23 protein-coding genes are annotated in these 25,006 nt (G+C 62.5%); 7 read left to right on the forward strand and 16 right to left on the reverse strand.

Going from position 1 to position 25,006, the window contains the following annotated elements; all coding sequences use genetic code 11:
* Positions 1-102 precede the first annotated feature (102 nt).
* Together gcvA and O4H62_RS08370 are read left to right on the forward strand one after the other, a co-directional pair.
* A complete protein-coding gene (gene gcvA, locus O4H62_RS08365) occupies positions 103-1,017 on the forward strand; it encodes a transcriptional regulator GcvA (protein WP_269386960.1) in 915 nt (304 codons plus the stop codon).
* 77 nt (positions 1,018-1,094) lie between these two features.
* The gene (locus O4H62_RS08370) at positions 1,095-1,520 is read left to right on the forward strand and encodes a PACE efflux transporter (RefSeq protein WP_269386962.1); all 426 of its coding nucleotides are present in this window, start codon (positions 1,095-1,097) and stop codon (positions 1,518-1,520) included.
* Positions 1,521-1,617: 97 nt separating this feature from the next.
* On the opposite strand, the gene O4H62_RS08375 is transcribed toward O4H62_RS08370, so the two are convergent.
* Complete coding sequence (locus O4H62_RS08375; RefSeq protein WP_269386963.1) at positions 1,618-3,225, reverse strand: ABC transporter substrate-binding protein; 1,608 nt, start codon at positions 3,223-3,225, stop codon at positions 1,618-1,620.
* 406 nt (positions 3,226-3,631) lie between these two features.
* Between O4H62_RS08375 and O4H62_RS08380 the strand changes: the two genes are divergently transcribed.
* From O4H62_RS08380 to O4H62_RS08390, 3 genes are read left to right on the forward strand one after another with little or no spacing between them, the layout of a single operon-like run.
* On the forward strand, positions 3,632-4,612 hold the full coding sequence (locus tag O4H62_RS08380) for an ABC transporter permease (protein WP_269386965.1): 981 nt from the start codon (positions 3,632-3,634) through the stop codon (positions 4,610-4,612).
* Entirely contained in the window at positions 4,609-5,529 is a 921-nt protein-coding gene (locus tag O4H62_RS08385) for an ABC transporter permease (RefSeq protein ID WP_269386967.1), read from the forward strand. The genes O4H62_RS08380 and O4H62_RS08385 overlap by 4 nt, the downstream gene beginning before the upstream one ends.
* Positions 5,519-7,138, forward strand: a complete 1,620-nt coding sequence (locus O4H62_RS08390; RefSeq protein ID WP_269386969.1) for an ABC transporter ATP-binding protein — start codon at positions 5,519-5,521, stop codon at positions 7,136-7,138. Before O4H62_RS08385 ends, O4H62_RS08390 begins: the two co-directional genes overlap by 11 nt.
* Before the next feature lie 20 nt (positions 7,139-7,158).
* Here O4H62_RS08390 and O4H62_RS08395 read toward each other — a convergent pair whose 3' ends face one another.
* Positions 7,159-7,872 (reverse strand): HAD family hydrolase, encoded by a 714-nt coding sequence (locus O4H62_RS08395; RefSeq protein WP_269386971.1) that lies wholly within the window; start codon positions 7,870-7,872, stop codon positions 7,159-7,161.
* A 41-nt stretch (positions 7,873-7,913) separates the two neighbouring features.
* Here O4H62_RS08395 and O4H62_RS08400 point away from each other — a divergent pair, with 41 nt between their 5' ends.
* The gene (locus tag O4H62_RS08400; RefSeq protein ID WP_269386973.1) at positions 7,914-8,903 is read left to right on the forward strand and encodes an alpha/beta hydrolase; all 990 of its coding nucleotides are present in this window, start codon (positions 7,914-7,916) and stop codon (positions 8,901-8,903) included.
* Positions 8,904-8,927: 24 nt separating this feature from the next.
* On the opposite strand, the gene O4H62_RS08405 is transcribed toward O4H62_RS08400, so the two are convergent.
* From O4H62_RS08405 to O4H62_RS08470, 14 genes are all read right to left on the reverse strand, one after another.
* Positions 8,928-10,946, reverse strand: coding sequence for a CocE/NonD family hydrolase (locus O4H62_RS08405; protein WP_269386974.1), 2,019 nt, complete (start codon positions 10,944-10,946; stop codon positions 8,928-8,930).
* A gap of 161 nt (positions 10,947-11,107) precedes the next feature.
* A complete protein-coding gene (locus tag O4H62_RS08410; RefSeq protein WP_269386976.1) occupies positions 11,108-12,310 on the reverse strand; it encodes an arginine deiminase family protein in 1,203 nt (400 codons plus the stop codon).
* 180 nt (positions 12,311-12,490) lie between these two features.
* The gene (locus O4H62_RS08415) at positions 12,491-13,204 is read right to left on the reverse strand and encodes a Crp/Fnr family transcriptional regulator (protein ID WP_269386978.1); all 714 of its coding nucleotides are present in this window, start codon (positions 13,202-13,204) and stop codon (positions 12,491-12,493) included.
* Positions 13,205-13,516: 312 nt separating this feature from the next.
* Positions 13,517-14,239, reverse strand: coding sequence for a phosphoglycolate phosphatase (gene gph / locus O4H62_RS08420; protein WP_331284451.1), 723 nt, complete (start codon positions 14,237-14,239; stop codon positions 13,517-13,519).
* Complete coding sequence (locus tag O4H62_RS08425; RefSeq protein ID WP_269386981.1) at positions 14,236-14,793, reverse strand: thioredoxin family protein; 558 nt, start codon at positions 14,791-14,793, stop codon at positions 14,236-14,238. Before O4H62_RS08425 ends, gph begins: the two co-directional genes overlap by 4 nt.
* Before the next feature lie 34 nt (positions 14,794-14,827).
* The gene (gene rpe, locus O4H62_RS08430; protein ID WP_269386983.1) at positions 14,828-15,502 is read right to left on the reverse strand and encodes a ribulose-phosphate 3-epimerase; all 675 of its coding nucleotides are present in this window, start codon (positions 15,500-15,502) and stop codon (positions 14,828-14,830) included.
* Positions 15,499-16,446 (reverse strand): CbbX protein, encoded by a 948-nt coding sequence (gene cbbX / locus O4H62_RS08435; protein ID WP_269386985.1) that lies wholly within the window; start codon positions 16,444-16,446, stop codon positions 15,499-15,501. The genes rpe and cbbX overlap by 4 nt, the downstream gene beginning before the upstream one ends.
* Before the next feature lie 59 nt (positions 16,447-16,505).
* Positions 16,506-16,898 carry a ribulose bisphosphate carboxylase small subunit gene (locus O4H62_RS08440; protein ID WP_269386986.1) on the reverse strand — a complete coding sequence of 131 codons (393 nt, stop codon included), beginning with the start codon at positions 16,896-16,898 and terminating at the stop codon, positions 16,506-16,508.
* A 23-nt stretch (positions 16,899-16,921) separates the two neighbouring features.
* Entirely contained in the window at positions 16,922-18,385 is a 1,464-nt protein-coding gene (locus tag O4H62_RS08445; protein ID WP_269386988.1) for a form I ribulose bisphosphate carboxylase large subunit, read from the reverse strand.
* Positions 18,386-18,436: 51 nt separating this feature from the next.
* Entirely contained in the window at positions 18,437-19,516 is a 1,080-nt protein-coding gene (fba, locus tag O4H62_RS08450) for a class II fructose-bisphosphate aldolase (protein WP_269386990.1), read from the reverse strand.
* Between the two features lie 12 nt (positions 19,517-19,528).
* Complete coding sequence (pgk, locus tag O4H62_RS08455) at positions 19,529-20,008, reverse strand: phosphoglycerate kinase (protein ID WP_269386992.1); 480 nt, start codon at positions 20,006-20,008, stop codon at positions 19,529-19,531.
* A complete protein-coding gene (gene tkt, locus O4H62_RS08460) occupies positions 20,005-22,020 on the reverse strand; it encodes a transketolase (RefSeq protein ID WP_269386994.1) in 2,016 nt (671 codons plus the stop codon). Before tkt ends, pgk begins: the two co-directional genes overlap by 4 nt.
* A 10-nt stretch (positions 22,021-22,030) precedes the next feature.
* Positions 22,031-22,900 (reverse strand): phosphoribulokinase, encoded by an 870-nt coding sequence (locus O4H62_RS08465; RefSeq protein ID WP_269386995.1) that lies wholly within the window; start codon positions 22,898-22,900, stop codon positions 22,031-22,033.
* A 6-nt stretch (positions 22,901-22,906) separates the two neighbouring features.
* The gene (locus O4H62_RS08470; protein ID WP_269386997.1) at positions 22,907-23,956 is read right to left on the reverse strand and encodes a class 1 fructose-bisphosphatase; all 1,050 of its coding nucleotides are present in this window, start codon (positions 23,954-23,956) and stop codon (positions 22,907-22,909) included.
* Positions 23,957-24,054: 98 nt separating this feature from the next.
* Between O4H62_RS08470 and O4H62_RS08475 the strand changes: the two genes are divergently transcribed.
* Positions 24,055-24,999, forward strand: coding sequence for a LysR substrate-binding domain-containing protein (locus tag O4H62_RS08475; protein ID WP_269386998.1), 945 nt, complete (start codon positions 24,055-24,057; stop codon positions 24,997-24,999).
* Positions 25,000-25,006: the final 7 nt, after the last annotated feature.

A 25,006-nucleotide genomic window follows, 5' to 3' on the forward strand; every position in this document is an offset into this window, starting at 1 on the left:
AGTCGTCGTGATCTGAACAGGCCGGATCGGAAATCCGTGCTACGGCACGGTCAACGACCTGTGCGTCGTCTGTGACTTCGTTGCTGGATAAAGAGATCAGGCATGAGCCGAAAATTGCCGCCACTCAACTGGCTCCGCGCCTTTGAAGCTTCCGCGCGGCGCTTGAGCTTCACCCAGGCCGCAGTCGAGCTGAACCTGACGCAGGCGGCGATATCCAAGCAGGTGAAGCTGCTTGAACTCTATCTGCGCGAACAATTGTTCATCAGAAACCCCCGCAGCCTCGAACTGACCAAGACGGGCGAGGCCTATCTTCCCAAGGTTCGCGACAGTTTTGACCGGCTTGCTGCTGGCACCAACGAAGTGTTCGGCCGCCGCCGCAGCGAGATGCTGACAATCCGCTGCCTGGTCGGATTTTCGATCAACTGGCTGGCGCCAAGGCTGCCCAGGTTCATGGCGCGCCACCCCGGAGTGACCATCCGGATCATTTCCAGTGTCTGGGGCGATGAATTCGAAAAGGAGCAATTCGATTTCGACATCCGCTATGGCGCGGGCAACTGGCCCGGCCTGAACGCCGAGCGCCTGACCTGGGAGACGATCACGCCGGTGTGCAGCCCCGCCTTGCTTGAAGGTGAAAACCCCATCCGCAAGCCGGAGGATCTGGCAAATCACGCGCTGCTGCACGTGCTCGGCTATGAGGAGGGCTGGGGATTGTGGCTCAACGCGGCAGGCGTGGGCGTCGAGATCGACAAGGGCCTCGGCCTGCATTTCGACACATCGCTGATTGCCTTCGAGGTCGCTGCGAAAGGCGCAGGCGTTGCCTTGGGCCGCTCATCGATGACTGAAGAGGACCTAGCATCGGGCCGCCTGATCGCGCCTTTCGACCTGGCTGTCCCGGTCGACGAGGCGTTCCACCTGATTGCAAACTACGACGAGACCGCCCACCCCGACGCCGGACTGTTCCGCGACTGGCTGCTAGAAGAAGCCGGTCTTGCCAGGCACCCACATTTCCGTTCATAACCCTGTCAAGCGAGGACGACCTCCCCCATCCGGGAAAATTGTGGCCGGGACGACCCGACGAGGAGCTGGGGATCTCCATGCGAACCACAAAAGACAGAATCCGCCACGCGCTGAGTTTCGAAATCATCGCGCTGCTTCTGGTCACGCCGCTTGGCGCCTGGGCCTTCGACATGCCTGCCGGCCATGTCGGGGTTGTCGCCGTGGTCGGCGCCACGATCGCCACCGGCTGGAACTATCTCTACAATCTTCTGTTCGACCACGCCCTGCTGCGGATTGCCGGGCATGTCAGCAAGAGCATCGCCGTCAGGATTCTCCATGCCTTCCTCTTTGAAGGCGGATTGCTTCTGATCCTGCTGCCGTTCATCGCCTGGTATCTCGGCGTCAGCCTGATCGAGGCTTTCCTGATGGACGTGTCGTTTGCGGCATTCTACCTGGTCTACACATTCGCGTTCAATTGGCTCTACGACCTGGTCTTCCCCATACCGGCAGCGTCTCAACCGTAGAGCCGCCGCACCGCGGCGACGCGGCCGGGGCCGGTCTGGAAACGGGAACGGCCGCGGATCACTCCGCGGCCGTCTCTTGGCAAATCTGTGCCTAGGATCAGGCGAACCACCAGCGCTCGGCGACCTTGTTGCCATCGCTCTGCCAGTTGGCGGCAACCTTGTCGTCATGCACAAGCGCCTTGGAATGGGCATGGATGAAGTTCGCCCACATGCCGACAATGGCGCCGCCATCGTCCTGCAACAGCCGCTGCGCTTCCCAGTACTGGTCCTTGCGCTTGGCGTCGTCGGTTTCGGATCGAGCCATGACAACAAGCTCGTTGAACTTTTCGGCGGCCGCACCTTCCTTCCAGGCAGTGTCGTTCCACTCGGTGTCGTTCGTGTAGGCGGACGAATACATCCAGTCCTGGGTCGGACGGCCACCCCAGTAGCATGCCGACCAGGCCTTCTTGTTCCACACGTTCGACCAGTAGCCGTCGGAGGGTTCGCGCACGATCTCGATATCGATCCCGGCTTCCTTGGCCGATGCCGCGATCAACTGCACGGCGTCCATGGCGCCGGCAAAGGCTGCATCGGAAGCCGACAGCTGGATCGGGCCGGAATGGCCGGACTTCTTGTAGTGTTCGGCTGCCTTTTCCGGATTGAACTCATGCACCGGCAGTTCGGTGTTGAAATACGGCATCGACTCATTGACCGGCACGTCGTTGCCGGCCTTGCCGTGGCCGAGAAGGATCTTGTCGACCAGTTCCTGCCGCTTGATGGCGTATTTGAGCGCCATGCGCAGGTCGTAATTGTCGAACGGCGCCATGTTGACCCGCATCGGGAAGGTGAAATGCTGTGTACCGGTGGTCTCGAAGATCTGAACAGTCGGCACACGGCCGAGCAGCGCCACGGTCTTCGGATCGACGTTGTCGATGAAATCGACGTCGCCGTTCATGACTGCGTTCTGGCGTGCGGTGGTGTCGAGCAGCGTGATGAACTCGCATTCATCGAAATGCGCGCGGCCTTCCTTGAAGAAGTTCGGGTTGCGCTTGGCCGTCGTGCGGACCCCCGGCTCGAATGTTTCGATGATGTATCCGCCGGTGCCGACCGGGCTGTTCGGGTCCTCGATCTTGCCGTTGGTCGAGGGCATGATCATGATGTGGTAGTCCGACACGATGAACGGGAAGTCGGCATTGCCGCCGCTCAGTTCGAAGATCACGCGGTTGTCGCCGTCCTTCTTGATATCGGTGACGCCGCCCAGCAGGCCCTTGGCTGCGGACTTCGAATTCTCGTCGCGGTGGTAATTGAAGGTGGCGATCACGTCATCGGCGGTCATGGTCTTGCCGTTGTGGAATTCCACGCCCTTGCGCAGGTCGAAGATCCAGGTCTTGGCGCCGTTCGCCGGCTCGAAGCTCTCGGCCAGTTCGGGAACCAGAACGCCCTCGTTGCTGATTTCGGTAAGCTGGTTGCCGCGCGCGTAGTTGATCGCCTGCGTCATGCCGTGTTCCGAGGTGCCTGCGTCAAGCGTGTCGGTGGTCGATCCATAGGACGAACCGAGGCGAAGCTTTCCGCCCTTCTTTGGCGTCGCCGCAAGCACATCGGTCGCAAGCGTCAATGCCGATGGCACGGCGAGGCCGGCCGCAATGGCGGCCTTGATGAACTGGCGGCGATCGATCTGGCCTTCGCTGAGCCAGCGCGCCTGCTTCTTCAGATATTCGTCTCTCATATTAGCCTCCGTTGGGTTCCCTGATTGTGCTTTATTAGCGCTGCGCACCGCGCAACATTTTGGAATTTCAGTCTATTCTGTCGTCTTGACGCCAGTTGTCAACCGTTTCACCGGATCGAATGATACTGCGAGCTTTGCCCCGCCAAGACCAATAAATGTAGGGCCAATGCATGCCTGTCAGTTATGCCAGACGATGTTTGATAAGGTTTTTCGCCACCCTGGATTGAAACGGGTGAACGCAGAACATCCGCCGCCTTGCCTTGTCTCCGTAAAATCCAGCCGCCCGGTTTACAAATCCCATCCAAGCGGCCAACAATACAGCACCTGCCAACGGGCCGGCATTCGCCGGTCCGAAGCAATCTGAAAAGATGGCGCCAAGACCATCCGATCACGAGGGGAGTGCCGGTTGAACGCTGTGCTGGCGACAATACTGAAACGCCTGGGGCTTGGCTTTGCCACGCTTGTCGTTGTTTCGGCCATCATCTTCAGTTCCGTATCGATGCTCCCTGGCGACTTCGGCCAGGCAGTGCTCGGGCAGTCGGCAACCGAGGAGACCGTGGCGGCCTTCCGCAAGGAGCTCGGCTTGGACAAGCCAGCGCCAGTCAGGTATTTCGAGTGGGCCGCGTCGGTTTTGCAGGGCGATCTCGGAACCTCGTTTTCGGGCCGCAACGCATCCGGCCAGGATCGCTCGCGTCAGGTCGTGGACCTTGTGATGCCGCGGCTGTGGAACACCCTGTTTCTGGCCGGCGTGACCGCACTGATTGCCGTACCGCTGGCGCTTTTCCTGGGGCTGACCGCGGCACTCTATCGCAATTCCGCCTATGACCGGGCGGTCAATGCGGCGACGTTGACCACCATCTCGACACCGGAATTCTTCGTCGCCTACATCCTGATCCTGTTCCTGGCCTCGCTTTGGCCGGTGTTCCCGTCGCTTGCCAACATCGATGCTTCCACCGCGCTCGGCGAAAGGCTCTATCGGGTGGCCCTGCCCGCGCTCACCCTGACCCTGGTGATCGTGGCGCACATGATGCGCATGACCCGCGCCGCCATCATCAACCTGCTCGCCAGCCCCTATATCGAGATGGCGCGCCTGAAGGGCGCCTCGCAGTCGGAGATCATCCTCAAGCACGCGCTGCCGAACGCCTGGGCGCCGATCGCCACCGTGATCGCCTTCAACCTCGCCTACCTGGTGGTTGGCGTCGTCGTGGTCGAAGTGGTGTTCGTCTATCCCGGCATCGGGCAATTGATGGTCGATGCGGTGACCAGCCGTGACATCCCCGTCGTTCAGGCCTGCGCGCTGATTTTCGCTGCCACCTACATCCTGCTCAACCTGACCGCCGACATCATCGGCATTGTCACCAACCCGCGATTGCTGCACCCGAGATGACCCAACAGCCCGAAACCTACGCCGCAGCAGCGGAAGTCGGCGCGGTCCGGAAGCGCCGGACCCGCCTCGAGCGGTTTGGCCTCCTGATGAAATCGGCCCCGCCGAGCGCCTGGTTCGGCATGATCGTGGTCACCCTCTATATTCTGGTGGCGATCTTCGCCGATGTCATCGCCCCCTATGGCGAGGCCGAGATCCATCCGGTCCCGTTCGCGCCCTGGAGCGACGAGTTCATCTTCGGCACCGACCAGATCGGCCGCGATGTGCTGACCCGGCTGATCTACGGCGCCCGCAACACCATGGGCATCGCGCTCGCCACCACGCTTCTGTCGTTCCTGATCGGCGGCGGTCTCGGCCTGGTGGCGGCGATCAACCGCAGCTGGATCGACCAGGCATTGAGCCGACTTGTCGATGTCCTGATGGCGATCCCGAGCCTGATCTTCGCTCTGATGCTGCTGTCGATCTTCGGATCGACCATCACCAGCCTGATCATGATCATCGCCGTGCTCGATTCCACCCGCGTGTTCCGACTGACCCGGTCCGTCGCGGTCAATGTCGCGGTGATGGATTATGTCGAGGCGGCGAAACTGCGCGGCGAGGGTCTCGGCTGGATCATGCGGCGGGAAATCCTGCCCAACATCATGCCGCCGCTGGTCGCCGAATTCGGGCTCAGGTTCTGTTTCGTGTTCCTGACCATTGCGGCGCTGTCGTTCCTCGGGGTCGGCATCCAACCGCCAACCGCCGACTGGGGTTCCATGGTCCGCGCCAACGCCTCGCTGATCCAGTTCGCCAAGTACGACATGACAGCCGCAATCACCCCGCTGCTGCCGGCGGCGGCGATTGCGCTTCTGACCGTCGCGGTGAATTTTATCGTCGACTGGTTCCTCCAAAAGACAAGCGGACTTCGCGATGACAAATGAGCCCGGCGACCGCAACGAGATCCTGCTGGAGATGCGCGACATCCGCATTGACGGCTTTTCCGACGAGCAATGGCACCCGATCATCAAGGGCGTCGACCTGACCCTGCGCCGCGGCGAGATCATGGGGCTGATCGGCGAATCGGGCGCGGGCAAATCCACCCTTGGCAAGGCGGCCATGGGCTACACCCAACCGGGCTGTAAGCTGACCGGCGGTTCGATCCTGTTCGACGGCATCGATCTGGCAAGAGCCCGCGACCGGGAAAAGCGCAGGCTCTGGGGCACCCGCATTGCCTATGTGGCCCAATCCGCTGCAGCCTCCTTCAATCCCGCGCACCGTTTGATCGACCAGACGGTGGAGGCCGCCAACCGGCGTGGACTGAGGCCCGATGCCGAATCCCGGGCTGACGCGGTGGAACTGTTCAAGGCACTGCAACTGCCCAACCCGGAAACCATCGGCAGCCGCTATCCGCATCAGGTGTCCGGCGGACAGCTGCAGCGGATCATGACGGCCATGGCCATGTCGCCGCGTCCCGACCTGATCATCTTCGACGAGCCCACCACCGCACTTGACGTCACCACCCAGGTCGAAGTGCTCTCGGCGATGCGCAACATTGTCGAGGAGTTCAACACAGCGGCGATCTACATCACCCATGACCTCGCCGTGGTTGCCCAGATGGCCGATTTCATCAAGGTGCTGCGCTATGGCGAGGAGGTGGAGCAGGCCCCTACCCGGCAGATGCTGACCAGGCCGGAGCAGCCCTACACCAAGTCGCTATGGTCTGTCCGGGCGCTGGAAAAGCCGGAGGTCAAGGGCGAGGACATTGTTCTTTCCATTGATCATGTCGACGCGGCCTACGGCCCGATCAAGGTGCTGCACGACGTCAACATTTCCATACCGCGGGGCCGGACCGTCGCCGTGGTCGGCGAATCCGGATCGGGAAAATCGACGACCGCGCGGGTGATCACCGGGCTTCTGCCGCCGCTCAGCGGCAGCGTCAGCTTCAACGGCGAGCCGCTGCCGGCCGCACTCAAGGATCGCAGCAAGGACCAGCTGCAGAAGATCCAGATGATCTACCAGATGGCCGATACGGCGATGAACCCGCGCCAGACGGTGGAGGAGATCATCGGGCGGCCGCTCGAATTCTATCTCGGGCTGACCGGCAAGGCGCGTGAAGCCCGGGTGATCAAGCTGCTGGAGATGATCGAGCTCGACGAGAGTTTCATGGACCGGTTGCCGTCCGAGCTCTCCGGCGGCCAGAAACAACGCATCTGCATCGCCCGCGCGCTTGCCGCAAACCCGGAAGTCATCATCTGCGACGAGGTGACCTCGGCGCTGGACCAGATCGTCCAGGAAGGCATCCTGCAACTTCTGTTGCGGCTGCAGAAAGAGTACAACATCACCTATCTCTTCATCACCCATGACATCGCCACGGTGAAGGCGATTTCCGACGAGATCGTGGTGATGCTCCAGGGCAAGGTCGTCGAACAGGGATTGAAGAGCGAGATCCTCTCACCGCCCTTCCCCGACTACACCAAGCTGCTTTTGTCTTCGGTCCCGGAAATGGATCCCGACTGGCTCACCAATCTGCTGGCCGCCCGCAACAGCTGACAACCCAGCGGCTGCTATCGCTAAGCAAGAAGCGCCGGCAGGTCCGCCACCGATCCGATCAGCACATCGGCGAGTTCCGCGAGCGTGCGGTGCGAGCCGGTTCCCGACAGCACGCCGATCGCGGCGCCCGCGCCCGAAGCCCGGGCCATCTCCATGTCGTGCCTGTTGTCGCCCACCATGGCGACCTGGCTGGGAGCCAGTCCCAGATGCGCTGCATAGGCGTGCAGCATGCCGGGCTCGGGTTTCGGGCCATGGCCGCTGTCGTAGCCCGCGATGAAGCTGACATGAGTCTCGATCCCGAGGACCTCGACCGTGCGCCGGATGCTGGCTTCCCCGTCACTCGAGGCGATCCCGATGGAAAGCTCCGCCCCGATGAGGGTCCGCATCAGCATGTCCAGATCGCAGATCGGCCAGGGCGTATCGGCACCCTCGATGAAGGCCTGATCGAGCAGCCGCGCCAACCTTTGGGCCTCGACCGGACTGCCGTGTGCCACCATGTGCGCCGCAATCTCGTTGGCGTTGGCGGCGGCAAACATGCTGTCCGCCCGTGTCTTGCCGGTCAGCGGGTCCATGCCGCACTCGAACAGCAGGATGTCGGCAAGCACCGCGTCGCCGTCCGCGGCAAGCAGCGCCGCCTTTCGGTTCGTATGAGCCCATGTCTTGTCGAAATCGACCAGTGTGCCATCCTTGTCGAACAGGATTGCCTTGATCTCGCTACCCAATTTCCAGGTCATGATGTTTTTCCGGTTTGACAGAAGCTGTGCCTCGCGATTGCATGGGCGTCAACATCAATATCTCGAACCGGAAGGACACGCCGTTGCGCCCTGCCCCCTACGACACCCTGCTCGACGAAGAAACCTGGGCGTTCATCGACAAGTCTGTCTCCTTCTACCCCGAAACCGCGACCAGCCTGGATTATCAGGGCCAACGCCAGGTCTACGACGACCTTTGCCGGGCGTTCGACGCCGGCCGTCCCGCAGGCGTCTCGGCCCGCGATTACACCATCCCCGGCCCTGTCACGCCAATCCCGGTGCGCGAATACAGGACCGGATCCGGAGCGCCTGCGGCAACCGTACTTTATCTACATGGCGGCGGCTTCATCCTTGGCGGGCTGGAAAGCCACGACAGCATCTGCGCCGAAATCTGCGACCGGACCGGGTTCGAAGTCGTTGCCATCGACTACCGCCTTGCGCCCGAACACTTGCATCCGGCCCAGTTTGACGACGCGCTTGCGGCGTTCCGCTTCATTGCCGGCGATCGCGGACATCCGGTCATCCTTGCTGGCGACAGCGCCGGCGGCAATCTCGCCGCAGCGGTCTCATGGACGACACGCGGCGAAAAGCGGGTTCCCGCGGGACAGCTGCTGATCTATCCGGCACTTGGCGCGGACACCTCCCAAGGCAGCTTTGTCGACCACGCCAACGCGCCCATGCTCACCACCGCCGACATGCTCTATTATGACGTACTCCGCTCGGGTGGCACGTCTCCGACCGCAGATCCCCGCTTCACCCCGCTCGCCGCGACCGATTTCACCGGCATGCCGCCGACCGTGATCTTCACAGCGGAATGCGACCCGCTGGCAAGCGACGGCCCCGACTATTGCCAGAGGATGATGGACGCTGGCGGACAGGCGGTCTGCTTTGACGAAAAGGGGCTCGTGCACGGCTATCTGCGCGCCCGGCACTCGGTCGCCCGCGCCCGTGACAGTTTTGACCGGATGATAGCGGGCTTCAAGGCGCTCGGCGCGGGCGAATGGCCCTATTGAGCCATGCCCGGGGATCTGCCGGGTTCAGACAAACCGGCGCGCGATCCGTTCGTCCCATTCCTTGTCGAACATCACGGTGTCGTTCTCCGTCGCCACCAGCTTGCCCGTGACATAGAACCAGTCCTTGTCGCAACGCATCTCCATCTCCGCGACCGTCTCTGTCCACCAGCTGTCACGCCCGCCAGTCTGCTCCCATCGTATATGCGCCGTTGCCGACAGCGGATCATCCGGATGGATCGACCAGCGCTCGCGCGTCGTGCTGCCCGAAACCAGACCATGGTCGAGATCACGGTTCTCGCCGGCATCGTTGAAGATCGACGTGGTTACAAGGCCGGTTTCAGGGTCAGTCTCGGTCGCTCGCGTCGAGGCGGACGGCCTGAGGTTCTCATGTCGCCAGGGTTCCGCGCCGACCGGTTTTTCAAAGCTGCATTCATCGCTGTCGGCGAGCACGGCGCGGCACGGGAGATCAAGCCGACCGGCTTCGAGCGTCACCGTGGCCCGCTCCGGCGCAGGCCAGATGAACGGCCAGTAGCAGGTCGAAATCGCAACCCGCAGCCGATGCCCCGCCGGAATCCGGTAGGCGATTTGGTCTAACGTGACGACCGCCTCGAAAACCTCACCCGGCGTCAATCGTTCCGGCGCCTCGGCGGAGTTCCGGTGGCACAGGTTGAGAACACCCATGGTGATCAGCGCCGAGGTTCCATCCGGGCGCAGGTCGCAAAGCCGCACGGCCAGTTGCGCCATCGGCTTGTCGGAACCGGCCCTGATCCGGACTCGCGGCGCACCGACGATGTCGAGCGGTTCGGCGAGCACGGCACCATCGAAACACGCGGATCTCCGATCATCCGGCGTTTGCTCGTCAGGCAGTTCGGGGCCGTAGGCGAACGGAAAATACTCACCCGTCTGCGTACCGCAATCGGCCGGCGAACACACCGCTACCGGTGCGCTGATCGGTCCCTGACCGAGAGTGCCGTCACCCAGATCAAACCCTTTCGAGACGATCCCGGCTGCCGGCCATTCGGCTTCCGTAATCCACCGGCCCGGTCGCTCGTCCACCCAGCGATGCGGCACGATGCTGTCCATCAGCCACGCCCGGTAGGCCGGCAGGCCATCTGCGCCATTGTCGATGCCCTTGAGCCAGCGGTCCCACCAGCGCCGGGCCTCCTGCAGGAATCCGATCCGCGGCTCGGGTCCGGCATAGTGTGGATATTTGTGGATCCATGGCCCGACGATGCCCTTGACCGGGGCTGCGAGGTTCTCGACCAGGTTTGAAATCGTGTTGCGATAGCCGTCGTGCCAGCCGCCGATCGACAGCACCGCCGCTTCGATCGCATCGTAATCCTCGCAGACCGACCCGTGCTTCCAGTAGTCGTCCCGCGCCTGCCGCGAGATCCATTCGCGCGCCAGGAACGGCATTTCCCGCAACCGGTTGAGCCACAGTTCGCGCCATCCGGGGCCCATCAGCAATGGATCCGGCGGACGCGACGAATAGGACAGCATGTTCGCCGCCCAGCCGAAATTCTCGCCCAGCAGGCAGCCGCCCTTGAAATGGATGTCGTCGGCAAAGCGGTCGGCGGTCGAGCAGATGGTGATGATGGCCTTCAGCGCCGGCGGCCTGAGTGCTGCCACCTGCAGCGAATTGAACCCGCCCCAGGAAATCCCCATCATGCCGGCCGTTCCCGAACACCAGGGCTGGCTCACCGCCCAGGCGATCACATCGCAGGCATCCTGCAATTCCTGCGCCGTGTACTCGTCTTCCATCAGGCCTTCGGAATCGCCGTTGCCGCGCATGTCGACCCGGATGCAGGCGTAGCCCTGCCCCGCCATCCACGGATGGGTCAGGCTGTCGCGCACGATCGTGCCGTCGCGTTTCCGGTAGGGCAGATGTTCCAGGATGACCGGCACGGGGTTTTCGACCGCATCCTGCGGCATCCAGATCCGTGCCGACAGCCGGCAGCCGTCGGGCATCTCGATCGGCTGGTCCTCGATCTCGACGATCTCGCGGGCAAACGCGGTCTCGGTTTCCGGCATGAATGACGCCATGGCATGTCTCCCCGGCTGCTGTTCCGCACGGACCCTCTCATGCCGGAACAGGGACACGCAATGGTCCAGGGGACAAGTTTTCCAAACGGAGCCAATCTCTTGGGGGATCGGGCGGACGATCCGGACGAGATCAGCCGCCGGCTTGGTTCACCCAGTCAATTCTAGACCGCGTGCAGCGTGGCCAGAAGTCCGCGGGGACCTTTTCCGCGCGGGGAAAGCGCTGCTCCGGGAATGCACGATACGATCTCGACACCATGTTGCTCGAGTACGCGAAAACCCGCTTCATGTTCCTCGAACGCGATGATCCGCCCCGGCGACAGCACGATCGGTGAAAGCGTCGCAAGCGCGTCCGCCACCGGCCTGGGATGCTGCCCGATATCGATAAGATGCAACTCGGTCATCTCCATGCGCCGGGCCAGATCCTGGACGAATGAAGATCCGCAAGGCTCGATCCCCAGGACGGCGCCCCGGTGATTGGCGCGCACCCCGAAAGCGCTGGCCGTTTCAAGCAGCGCCATGTCGACAAGCAGGCAATCACGGCTGAGCGGCAGGAAGCAGTCGTCGAGGCACTCGCACCCGGTGCCTGTCAGGTCCAGCCAGAACATGCTGCTGACCCGGTTGTGGCGAAACAGCGATGCGGCCAGCAGGGACAGCGCCTGGACACTTGTGTTGCGCGTTATCGCCCCGACGCAGACCCTCTCGCTCGGCATGGCGATGTCGTTTCCGGCGACCGGCGGAGAAGATCGGTCGGCGCCGTCGGCGGTCAGCCAGAACTCGAAGCGTGACTGATCGAACAACGGCGCGAAATTCAGGACCGTCGCAGCGGTGATCGCCGCTGCACGGCTTTGCCGCTGTTCGGGCTGGGAAAGCAGAACGCCGCCATCAATGACCCGGAGCCGTGGGCGCGGATGCATCGCATCGCCGAGCGGTGCGATCAGCCAGCCCTCACCAATGGCAGCTTCATGGGCCGCACCGCGCAGTCCGGCAGGCAGGTCGGTGATCTGCATTCCCTCCATCAGGAAGCGTGTCAATACTTCGGCCGGCTGCTCGCTTAGCCAGAAAATGATGCCGCCGGCCGAGCTCGTCTCGATTTCAACTTCGGCAAGCCGCCGTTCGAGTATCCAGTCGCGCGCATCGGCAAACCCGAGTGCGGAATGAAGCAGTGCATCAACATGCCGGACGGTCACACCGAATTTTTCGAGCGCCCGCACCAGACGCCTGTGTTGGCTGGCCGCTTCCTCAACCTCGCGTCCGGGGCTCTCGGTGCGGACCCCGAGAGGATCGCATACCGGTCCCTGAACCAGGGCATCCCGCAAGACGCCAACATCATCGGAAACCGAGATTACTGTGCCGGATCTCACCATGTTTTCCCCATTTCCCAAGGCGGTCAGCCAAGGTGCTCGGGGACCATGCTCGACCCAAAACCGGGCCCGCACATTGATGTTCGTCAATGTCCAGGTATCTCGACTGGCGATGCCGTCGAAAGATGAAAACCGCCGCTCCCGGACTTGCCTGGCAGGCTTCGGCTTATTGCAGGCCGATGCTCAGCGGGCAGCGATCCTTTCGAGATCCTCGCGCGACTCGCCTGAATGCCTGACCAGCTCACTAGCGTTGAGAAGTTCGAAATGCTTGGCATTGATGATCCGGATCACCTTTGCCCGTGCCAGAGTCTGAATATTGCGGCTGAGCGTCTCGGGGGTTGTGCCCAGATAGTCAGCGATGTCGCGGCGGCTGAGCGGAACATGTACGACTGGATTAGAAGACTGATCCCCTGGCTCCCTGCGCTGGTTCCTCGACCGCAGCGAGAACACGAAGAGCAACGTTGCCACACGTTGCATGGTGGTATGGCCATTGGTGATTGCCGCCCATTCCCTGACCGCATCCAGCTCATCGAGCTTGGCCTTGAGCATTTCGTGTTCGACCTCCGGATGATCGATCAGGAAACGTTCGAAGCCGGATTTGTTCATCGCGCACAGCGTCACGTCGGTGACCGCCTCGTAGGCAAACCGGGATTCCTCGGCAAACAACCGACCAAAAAAATCCGACGGAAACAAAAGGCCGACGATGTGATCGTCGCCATTCGCCGATGCGCTGGAAAGCTTGACCACGCCCTCGATGATATTGCCGACAATGTCGCTGGCCTCACCCTGCCCCTGGATGACCGTGCCGCGCGCAAACTTCCGGATATGGGAAATACGGTTGAGCTGCGCCATCGCCTCAGGCGATGCGACATGGCAGACGGAGCGATTGAAGATCACGCAACTCGTGCACTTCCCGCACAGACAGGCAGGATCAGCAGCATTGCTCATAAGGACACCCCTGCACGATCGGGGCTCAGGACCACCTGATGGCCGAGCACATCACGATACATCTGAGCCACCTGTTCCAAGCGGCAGTCAATCGCACCGATGATGACGCGTCAAGGACAAAGGCATGCGACCTTCGATTGAAATCAATTCGTTGGGTGCGCGGCTCATGGCTTAGGCCTTGATCGCGACTGTGCCTTATCTGCCTCGCCCCCCGGATTACGGCCTGGTCGGAAACACCGGAATGAGCACCGATAGCTTTGCTCATTTGCGCGCCCGCACCGGTTGTTTGAGAGCTTCGATCGCCGCAGGCAGCTCGAGCAGGCTCGAAATCACCCGGTCGGCGCCAAGCTCGTCGGCAGGTACGGTGGTATAGCCGCCGCGCACCGCGACATTGGCCATGAACGCCGCCTTGGCCGCGCCGATATCCGCGGGGCTGTCGCCAACCATCAACGCGCGGCCTGCCGATAACCCCATGGCCGCAAGCGCATGATGCAGCATGTCGGGCGCCGGCTTGCGGGCCGGGCCGGTATCGCCGCCAACCACGACATCCACCTGCCCGTCGATGCCGAAATGCTTCAGGATCTCGCGGGTGAAGGCTTCCGGCTTGTTGGTTACAACACCGATCTTGACGCGGGCGCCGTGATAGGCGGCAACCATCTCCATGGCGCCTGGCATGGCAACCGTGTCCCGGGTAAGATGCTTGCCGTAGATGCCCATCATCCGGTCGGTCGCCTGATCCAATCCGTCGGCTTCGACCGGTTTGCCGGATGCAGCACAGGCCCGCTCGACCAGTTTCCTGACCCCGTTTCCGATCATGCCCCGCACCGCATCCACCGACAGCGGCGGCAGCCCGTCCTGGGCGAGCAATTCATTCACCGCAGCCGCGATATCCGGCGCGGAATCAATCAGCGTTCCATCCAGGTCGAACAGGATTGCCTGTGGCCAGCCGCAGCGATCCCCGTCATTGGCGAAAATTCCGGTCACACAGCATCCTTCCATTTGATCGAACACCCCATCGAGGCGATCTGGTCTTGAGGACCCTTGCCGGTCCCGGCCACCTGGCGCATCGCCTCGTAAAGGTCCCGCCTGAGATCCACAGGTCCGGTTTCCCGCCGCGATGCGTCAAGCCGGCCGCGATACTGCAGCTCCATCTGCGCGTTGAAGCCGAAGAAATCCGGCGTGCACACCGCACCCCAGGCCCGCGCCACCGACTGGTCTTCATCATACAGATACGGGAACGGAAACCGATGCTGATCGGCAAAGAGTCTCATGTTTTCAAACGAATCTTCGGGATAGGCGTCCACATCGTTCGAAGAGATCGCCACGAAGCCGACGCCAATATCCGCCAGATCGCCCGCATCCCGCACGATGCGGTCGATCACCGCCTTGACGTAGGGGCAATGGTTGCAGATGAACGCCACCACCAGACCGTTTTCGCCGGCTTGATCAAGAATATTACGGGCCTGTCCGTCGACGCCGATCAAGCGAGCGTCACTCGGTTTCCATCCAAAATCACACAAGGGGGGAATTGCGGCCATTGGAGGTCTCCTCGATCAGTTCCGGTAACAAGTCTTAGCGCAGCGCGCCATCGGATGCCGCGCGAAGTGCATCGATATTGGTCTTATACGCTGTTTGTGTCCCTCCTTTGAACACCGCCGAACCGGCGACCAGCACATTGGCGCCGGCGGCAGCCACCAGCGGCGCGGTTTCGGGCGTCACGCCGCCGTCGATTTCGATGTCGATCGGCCGGTCGCCGATCATGCTCTTCACCCGCGCCACCTTGTCGACCACCGCCGGGATGAATTTCTGCCCGCCGAAACCCGGGTTGACCGTCATCAACAGGATCAGGTCGAGCCGGTCGAGCACGTATTCGATGACGCTTTCGGGCGTCGACGGGTTGAGCGACACGCCCGCCTTCTTGCCCAGGTCGCGGATCGCCTGCAGCGACCGGTCGAGATGTTTTGTCGCCTCGGCATGCACGGTGATGATGTCGCAGCCCGCATCGGCGAAGGCTGCAAGGAACGGATCGCACGGCTCGATCATCAAGTGGCAATCGAAGACCTTGTCGGTGCGGTTGCGCACCGCCTTGATGATCGGCGGGCCGAAGGTGATGTTGGGCACAAAATGCCCGTCCATCACGTCGAGATGGATCCAGTCGGCGCCGGCTTCGACCACGGCCTCGATCTCCTCGCCGAGGCGGGAAAAATCAGCCGACAGCACCGAGGGCGCGATGATGGTCTTTTTCATGCCCTCTCCTCCGCAGCACCATCCGGGATGCCCATGGTGAACACCCGGCTGACCTTCAGGTCCTCCGCCGTGATGGTCGACAGGTCTTCCGCCGTCACCGGTCCGGTGGCGGTCGAAAACAGCCGGTTGGCCTGCCTCAGCCGCGCCCGGTCGAGCGCGTTGCGGATCGAGCGCGCATTGGCGAAATGCGGCTGCTGCCGCCTGAGCCTGATATAGCGCTGCATCAGCTCGTGGGCTTCCTCGTCAAAATGATAGGTCTGCTGCTTGAGCATGCCGTCGGCGATCTGCAGAAGTTCGCCTTCGCTGTAGTCGGGAAACTCGATGTGATGGGCGATGCGCGACCGGAAGCCGGGGTTGCTTTCGAAGAACTTGTCCATCCTGTCGGCATAGCCGGCGAGGATCACCACCAGGTCCTCGCGGTTGTTTTCCATCACCTGCAACAGGATCTCGATCGCTTCCTGGCCGTAGTCACGTTCGTTATCCGGCCGGTAGAGGTAATAGGCCTCGTCGATGAACAGCACCCCGCCCATCGCCTTCTTCAGGATTTCCTTGGTCTTGGGCGCGGTGTGGCCGATATATTGACCGACCAGGTCGTCGCGCGTCACCGACACCAGATGGCCTTTGCGGACATAGCCCAGCCGGTGCAGGATATTGGCCATCCGCATCGCCACGGTGGTCTTGCCGGTGCCGGGATTTCCGGCGAAATTCATGTGCAGCGTCGGCGTTTCGTGGCTCAGCCCCATAGCCTTGCGCGCCCGCTCGACGATCAGCATCGCCGCGATCTCGCGGATCCGCTGCTTGACCGGCTTGAGCCCGATCAGTTCCCGGTCGAGTTCGTCCAGTACCTCGGCGACGCCGGATTTGTTGTATTCCTCGCGCAGGTCGATCGCAGTCGGCAAGGCCTCTGCTTCATCAGGCGCAATCATGTCAGCGGCGTCGGCCATCATCGTCTCCTCAACGATTGCCGCCGGCCCAGCGATTTGGGCCGGCGGATGCTTTCAGATCAGCGCCGCGCCGCGTCCCAGGAATAGGTCTGGCTGCGCGAGCGCACATCGGTGCGGGTCATCTGCAGTTTCGGCTCTTCCTTTGGCCGGTTGACGATGAAGCTCATCATCACCGTCTCGAAACCGCGCGAGGAATCGAACGCGTTGATCCTTATGTAGCTGTCGCCATGCGCCTTGCGGCAGTCGTCGAGCTCCATCATTGCGCCCTTGGGATCCTTCAGATCGAACATCGGGTGGCCCCACATCTCCCAGTAGGTGTTCCTGGGGTGCGGATCGTCGGTGTACTCGATGCCGACCGCCCATTCGCGCGACAGGCAATACTCGATCTGGGCGGAAATCTGCTCGTCGGTCAGGTCGGGCAGAAAGGAAAAGCAGCCTTGGGTGATACGCATGTCCGTGTCCTCTTCAATCGGGCTTACATGGAGACCGACGCGGTCGGCACGAAGTCCGACGTGTCTGTCGATGTGTAGTTGAAGGTGATGTTGCCCCAGGTCTCGAGCGCGGCTTCCAGCGGCTTGCACCAGCGGGCGGCGGCACGCAGGATCTCGGGCCCCTCATTGGCAATGTCCCTGCCCTCGTTGCGGGCCAGAACCATCGCCTCGAGCGCAACCCGGTTGGCCGTGGCCCCGGCCTGGATCCCCATCGGGTGGCCAATGGTGCCGCCGCCGAACTGCAGCACCACGTCGTCGCCGAACAGGTCCAGCAACTGGTGCATCTGCCCGGCATGGATGCCGCCGGAGGCCACCGGCATGACCTTCTTGATGTCGGCCCAGTCCTGCTCGAAGAAGATGCCGCGCTGCAGGTCGACCTCGTTGCGGGTCTCGCGGCAGACATTGTAGTAGCCCTGCACGGTCAGCGGATCGCCCTCGAGCTTACCCACCGCGGTGCCACAATGCAGGTGGTCGACACCGGCGAGCCGCAACCACTTGGCGATCACCCTAAACGAGATGCCGTGGTTCTTCTGCCGCGTGTAGGTGCCATGGCCGGCGCGGTGCATGTGCAGGATCATGTCGTTCTGCCGGCACCATTCCGAGATCGACTGGATCGCGGTCCAGCCGATGATGAGGTCGACCATGACGATGACCGACCCCAGCTCCTTGGCGAATTCGGCCCGGCGGTACATCTCTTCCATCGTGCCGGCGGTGATGTTGAGATAATGGCCCTTGATCTCGCCGGTTTCGGCGGTCGCCTTGTTGACCGCTTCCATGCAGTAGAGGAACCGGTCGCGCCAGTGCATGAAGGGCTGCGAGTTGATGTTCTCGTCATCCTTCATGAAGTCGAGCCCGCCCTTGAGCCCCTCGTAGACCACGCGGCCATAGTTCTTGCCCGACAGACCGAGCTTCGGCTTGGTGGTGGCGCCGAGCAGCGGCTTGCCGAACTTGTCGAGCCGCTCGCGCTCGACCACGATGCCGGTAGGCGGGCCCTTGAAGGTCTTGCAGTAGGCGACCGGGAACCGCATGTCCTCGAGCCGCGCCGCCTTCAGCGGCTTGAACGAGAACACGTTGCCGATGATCGACGCCGTCAAATTGGCGATCGAGCCCTCCTCGAACAGGATCAGGTCATAGGCGACGTAACAGAAATACTGGCCCGGCGTGCCGGGAACCGGATCCACCCGGTAGGCCTTGGCGCGGTACTGGTCGCAGGCCGTCAGCCGGTCGGTCCAGACCACGGTCCAGGTAGCCGTCGAGCTTTCACCGGCGACCGCGGCGGCCGCCTCGATCGGATCGACGCCCTCCTGCGGCGTGATCCGGAACAGGGCGATCAGATCGGTGTCCTTGGGTTCGTAGTCGCCGTCCCAGTAGCCCATCTGCGCATATTTGAGCACGCCGGCCTTATAGCGTTCCTTGCCCTTGATCTCGGTTTTTGCGTCCGTATTCATGGCGTTGACCTCTCTTCTTGAATCTCTCCGTCAGGAGCTTGAATCGGTTTCTCAGGCAGCCTTGGCTGTGGTGGTTTGCGGATCGAGCGTGCCGCTGGCATAGCGTGCCGCCATGTCGTCCATGGCGATCACCCGGATTTTCGATGCCTGCCCGGCGGTCCCAAAAGCTTCAAAGCGGTCGCGGCACAGGTCCCGCATCGCGTCCATCGCCGGCTTGAGGAACTTGCGCGGATCGAACTCGCTGGCCTTGGAAGTGGCGATCTTGCGGAACTGGCCGGTCATCGCCATCCGGCAATCGGTGTCAATGTTGACCTTGCGCACGCCGTGCCGGATGCCGCGGACGATCTCCTCGACCGGAACGCCGAAGGTCTGCGGCATCTCGCCGCCGAACTCGTTGATGATGTCCTGCAGCTCCTGCGGCACCGAGGAGGAACCGTGCATGACCAGATGGGTGTTGGGGATCTTGCGGTGGATCGCCTCGATCACGTTCATCGCCAGGATGTCGCCATCGGGCTTGCGCGAGAACTTGTAGGCGCCGTGCGAGGTGCCGCAGGCGATGGCCAGCGCGTCGACCTTGGTGCGAAGCACGAAATCAAGCGCCTGGTCCGGATCGGTCAGCAGCTGGTCGTGCGAGAGCTTTCCCTCGGCGCCGGAGCCGTCCTCGGCTTCCGCCTCGCCGGTCTCGAGCGAGCCGAGCACGCCAAGTTCCCCTTCCACAGATGCCCCGACCCAGTGCGCCATCCGCGCCACCCGTTCGGTGATGGTCACGTTGTAATCGTAGGACGCCGGCGTCTTCATGTCGGCTTCCAGCGACCCGTCCATCATCACCGAGGTGAAGCCGTGGCGGATCGCGCTCATGCAGGTGGCCTCGTTGTTGCCGTGGTCCTGGTGCATACAGATCGGGATGTCCGGATACATCTCGGTCAGCGCGTCGATCATCTTCGACAGCATGATGTCGCCGGCATAGGATCGCGCTCCGCGCGATGCCTGCATGATCACCGGGGCATTGCACGCCTTGGCCGCCTGCATGATGGCGAGCCCCTGCTCCATGTTGTTGATGTTGAAGGCCGGCACGCCGTAGCCTTGTTCGGCGGCGTGATCGAGCAGTTGACGAAGGGTGATGCGGGCCATTGGGATCTCCTGTCAGGCTGAAGGGGCGAAAGTCGGCGTCGGTTCGGGCAGCAGTTTCGCAAGCTCCCTGATCCAGACGGATGCGGTCTCGGGCATGCCGCCCGGCACTGCGAAATAGTCGCCGAGCGCGCTCAGGCGGATGGCGAAAGTCCGGCTGCGGCGCTGGGCTTCGGGATGGAATCGCAGGTTCTCGAGAAGCGCGATCGCCCCGGCGGGCGTCGCGGCAAGGCCGGATTCCGCCACCGGACCGACACAGTCTCCGACGAAATGCACCGGCAGTCCGGTCAGTTGCTTAAGCGGCTCAATCAGATGACGGAGCGACAGGGTCGGGTTCACGTCGCCGCCCGGATTGTCATATCCGGCGATCACCGCCACCCGCGCGCCGCGACCGACAAGATCGCGCAGGCCGACGGCGAAATCCGCATCGAGGCCCTCGCTCAGGTCGCACCGGACCAGCACGGTCCGGTCCTGAAGATCGGTTGCACCACTCATGATCCGGCCCTGCCTGTCAGGTCGAGCGCCAGCCCGGCAACCCGTTCGGCCGTGATGCCGAAATGCTCGTAGAGTTCGGCAGCCGGCGCGGACGCGCCGAAGCCGTCCATGCCGACGAAGGCGCCCTCCGGTCCGATCCAGCGGTCCCAGCCCATCCGGGCCGCGGCTTCGACCGCAATGCGCGGGGCGGTTCCGAGCACCTCGTCGCGGTAGCTCTGATCCTGCGCCGCGAACTTTTCCCAGCACGGCATCGAGACGACTGCAGCGCTGACCCCGTGCAGATCGAGGAGCTGCTCCGCTGCCTTGCGGGCGATCTCGACTTCCGATCCGGTCGCAAGCAGGGTGACATCGCGCGCCCGCTTCGGCTGATGCAGCACATAGGCGCCCCGCGCCGACAGGTTCTCGGCCGATCCGGTCTCGCGCAGCATCGGCAGGCCCTGGCGCGATAGCGCCAGCACGCTCGGCGTCGACCGGTCCTTGAGCGCCAGTTCCCAGCATTCCGCCGTCTCGACGATATCGGCAGGCCGGTAGACGTTCATGTTCGGCGTGGCCCGAAGCATGGCCAGATGCTCGACCGGCTGATGCGTCGGCCCGTCCTCGCCAAGCCCGATGGAATCGTGCGTCAGCACGTAGATCACGCCCTGCTCCATCAGCGCCGACAGCCGCATGCCGCCGCGGGCGTAATCGGAAAACACCAGGAAGGTGCCGCCATAGGGAAAGAAGCCGCCATGCAGCGACAACCCGTTCATCGCCGCCGCCATGGCATGTTCGCGGATGCCGTAATGGATGTAACGGCCCTTGAATTGCCTTGGGCCGATCGATTGCGTCTGCGAGGTCTGGGTCAGGTTGGAACCGGTCAGATCGGCCGATCCGCCGATCGTCAGAGTGGTCGCACCATTGATCACCTCGAGCGTCATCTGCGAAGCCTGGCGCGTGGCGACCTTGGTTGCCTTCTGCTGATGCTCCTTGCGGAAGGCCGCCAGCTTGCGGAACACGCTCTCGGGTACGTCGCCCGCCAGCGCGCGGTCAAAGGCTGCCGCGTTGCGTGCCGCGGCATGCCGCTCCTGCCATTGCCTGCGGGCGGTCAGGCCGCGTTCGGCCACCGACTCCCAGGCCGATTTGATAGCGGCGGGAATAGTGAACGGCTCATAGGGCCAGTTCAGCGCTTCGCGGGCCCTTGCGATTTCCTCCTTGCCCAGCGGCGCGCCATGGGTCTTGTGCGACCCTTCCATTGTCGGCGCGCCCTTGCCGATGGTCGTCCGGCAGGCAATCAGCGAGGGCTTGGAGCTCTTGCGCGCCTTCTCGATGGCGGCAGCCACGGCCTCGGGGTCATGGCCGTCGACCTTCTGAACATCCCAGCCCGCGGCCTTGAACCGCATGGGCTGGTTCATCGACGTGGAGAGGGAGGTGGCTCCGTCGATGGAGATTTCGTTGTCGTCCCACAGCACGATCAGTTTTTTCAGCTTCAGATGGCCGGCGAGATCGATCGCCTCGTGGCTGATGCCCTCCTGCAGGCAGCCGTCGCCGGCGATCACATAGGTGAAATGGTCGACGAGCTTGCGGCCGAACCGCGCCGCCATCATTTCCTCGCCGAGCGCCATGCCGACAGCCGTGGTGATCCCCTGCCCCAGCGGTCCGGTGGTGGTCTCGACGCCCAGCGTGTGGCCATATTCCGGATGACCGGGGGTTTTCGAACCCCACTGCCGGAAGTTCCGCAACTGCTCCATCGTCATGTCAGAATAGCCGATCAGATGATTGATCGCGTAGATCAGCATCGACCCGTGGCCGGCCGAGAGCACGAAGCGGTCGCAGTCAGCCCAGTTCGGCATCGACGGATCGATCCTGAAGAAGCGGTTGAACAGCACGGTGGCGACATCGGCCATGCCCATCGGCATGCCGGGATGGCCGGAATTGGCCGCCTGGACGGCGTCCATGGCGAGGAAGCGGATGGCATTGGCCATGTCCCGTTCGCTCATGCTGTCGGAGGCGGCTATGGCTTGGGAAATGTTCATGACGGTCTCCTCAGGACATGCGGCGCTTGCGCTCGACCAGCTTGTGGATCAGCGGCGTGAAGATGAGCTGCATGGCGAGATCGAGCTTGTCGCCCGGCACGACGATGGAATTGGCGCGCGACATGTAGCTGTTCTGGATCATCGACAGCAGGTAGGGAAAATCGATGCCGCGCGGATTGGCGAAGCGGATCACCAGGATCGATTCCGCCGGCGTCGGGATCCAGCGCGCGATGAACGGATTGGAGGTATCGACGATCGGCACCCGCTGGAAATTGATATCGGTCAGCGAGAATTGCGGGCAGATGTAGTGCACGTAGTCCGGCATCCGCCGCAGGATGGTGTCGGTGACGGCTTCGGTGGAATAGCCGCGCGCCGCCTTGTCGCGGTGGATCTTCTGGATCCATTCGAGATTGATCACCGGCACCACGCCGATCTTAAGGTCGCAATGCTGCGCCAGGTTGACATCGTCGGTGACCACGCAGCCGTGCAGGCCCTCGTAGAACAGCACGTCGCTGTCGCCAAATTCCTCCCACTCGGTGAAGGTGCCCGGCGCCGCGCCATAGCGCTCGGCCTCCTCGTCATCGTGGATGTAATGCCGGGTGCGCCCCTTGCCGCGCCGGCCATATTCCTCGAACACGCTCTCGAGGATTTTGAGTTCATTGGCTTCGGCGTTGAAATGGGTGAAGTCGCGGCCCTGTGCCTTTTCTTCAGTGATCTTGTCCTTCATCGCCTGGCGGTCGAAGCGGTGAAATGCATCGCCTTCGATGAAGGAGGCTGTGACCTTTTCGCGGGCGAAGATTTTCTTGAAGGTCTGCTCGACCGTCGTGGTGCCCGCGCCCGACGAGCCTGTAATGGATATGATGGGAAATTTAGCTGACATGATGGATCAAACCCTGAAAAGACCGCGGTTACCGAACAAGGGCGAGCGCTCGCTGATCATCTCCGGATCGACGTGATAGCGGGCGACCCGCTCGACCTTGGATTTCGAGCCGAAGACCAGCGGAATGCGCTGGTGCAGGCTGGTGGGCTGGATATCGAGGATACGGTTGACCGAATCGGTCGCCGCGCCGTCGGCCTGCTCGACCAGAAAGGCGATCGGATTGGCCTCGTAGACCAGCCGGATCCGCCCCGAGCCGTAGCCCTTGCGCTTGTCGGCCGGATAGAGAAACACGCCGCCGCGGATGAGAATCCGGTAGCAATCGGCTACCAGCGACGCAATCCAGCGCATGTTGAAGTCCTTCTCGCGCGGGCCCTCGCTGCCGGCGAAACAATCGTCGACATAAAGCCGGATCGGCTCTTCCCAATGCCGGTAGTTCGACACGTTGATGGCAAATTCAGAGGCATTCTTCGGGATCGCGACGGAATCATAGGCCTCGATGAAATCGCCGAACTTGCTCGAGTGAATGAAGATCCGCGTGCCGGTGCCGACGGTCAGGACCAGCGCCAGTTGCGGCCCGTAGATGAAGAAGCCGGCGGCCAGCTGTGTCGTACCGGGCTGCAGAAAGGACTTCTCCGGATCGGATTTCGGATCGCCGGTTACCGGCAGGATGGAAAAGATCGTGCCGATCGAGACATTGGTCTCGATGTTGGAAGAGCCGTCGAGCGGATCGATCGCCAGCGCCAGCGGCTTGGCCGGATCGATCAGGATCGCCCCGGTGTTTTCCTCCGAGCCGTAGAGCGCCACCGGCACCTCCCGGATGGCCTGCAGGAAGATGCCGTCGGCCACGACATCAAGATCCTTCTGGATGTCGCCGTCGGTGTTTTCGCTGCCACGCGAGGCTGCAAAGCCCGCATTGAGCGCGCCCTGCGTTGTCAGCTTGCGGACCTCGAGAGCGGCCTTGGCCAATGCGCCGATGGTTGCCGAGACGGCTTCACTGTGCGGCTTCTGGGTAAATGACCCTGAACGCAAGAATGCGAGTAACGATTGCCCTGACATTGCGGTTCTCCTCCCGAACCACAATGAATAGGCGTTTCGCTATATTTGTAAATTTTAACTTATTGACAGTTTATATAAGATTTTTTAACATTTGAAAAATGCTCAACATATCCATCCGCCAGATGCACACGCTGCTCGCCATTCAAAAGCACGGCAAGATCTCCGCCGCGGCGCGGGCGCTCGGGCTGACCTCTCCGGCCGTGACGCTGCAATTGCAGCAACTGGAACAGGAGCTTGGCTGCCAGCTGTTCCTGCGCTCCAAATCCGGCGCGCAACCGACCGAGATCGGCGAGATCGCCATTGAAACGGCTCATCGCATTGTCAACGAGGTGACCTCGCTTGAGGAAACCGTCCAGGCGCACAAGGGCGTTGCCGCGGGCACGATTCGTCTGGGCGTCGTCTCGACCGGCAAGTATTTCGCGCCGCGCGTCATCGCCGCCTTCACGGCGCTGCATCCCGGCATATCGATGACACTGGTCGCGGCCAACCGCTCCGAAATCATTCAGAAGCTGCATGATCATGACATCGACATCGCCCTGATGGGCCGTCCGCCGACATCGTTCAGGGTCAACGCCACCCTGTTCGGCGACCATCCGCTGGTCTTCATCGCCAGCCCCGATCATCAGCTGGTCGGCAAGCTCGACATCAGCAGGGAAGAACTGGCCGAGCAGAAGTTCATCGTGCGGGAGAGAGGCTCAGGCACGCGCTCATCGTTCGAGTTTTTCATGGCCGACACGATCGAGGGCATGCGCACGGTCCCGACGGAAATGGATTCCAACGAGACCATCAAGCAGGCGGTGATCGCCGGACTGGGCATAGCCTTCATCTCCGGCCACACCATCGAGCAGGAATGCCGGGCCGGCAGCATCGCCATTCTCGATGTTGTCGAAACCCCGATCAGGCGGCAATGGTATGCGATCCGGCACGCCGGCCGGTCGCCCACCCCGGCGCTGCAGGCGCTTGACGATTTCCTCAGGCTGCGCGGACCAAGCCTGCTGCCGGTCCTGAGCAAGCCCTATCAGGAGCCCCCGCTCAAAGCCTAGACCGTTC

It is taken from the genome of Parahoeflea alexandrii, from assembly GCF_027214025.1.
Classification (GTDB): Bacteria; Pseudomonadota; Alphaproteobacteria; order Rhizobiales; family Rhizobiaceae; genus Hoeflea; species Hoeflea alexandrii_A.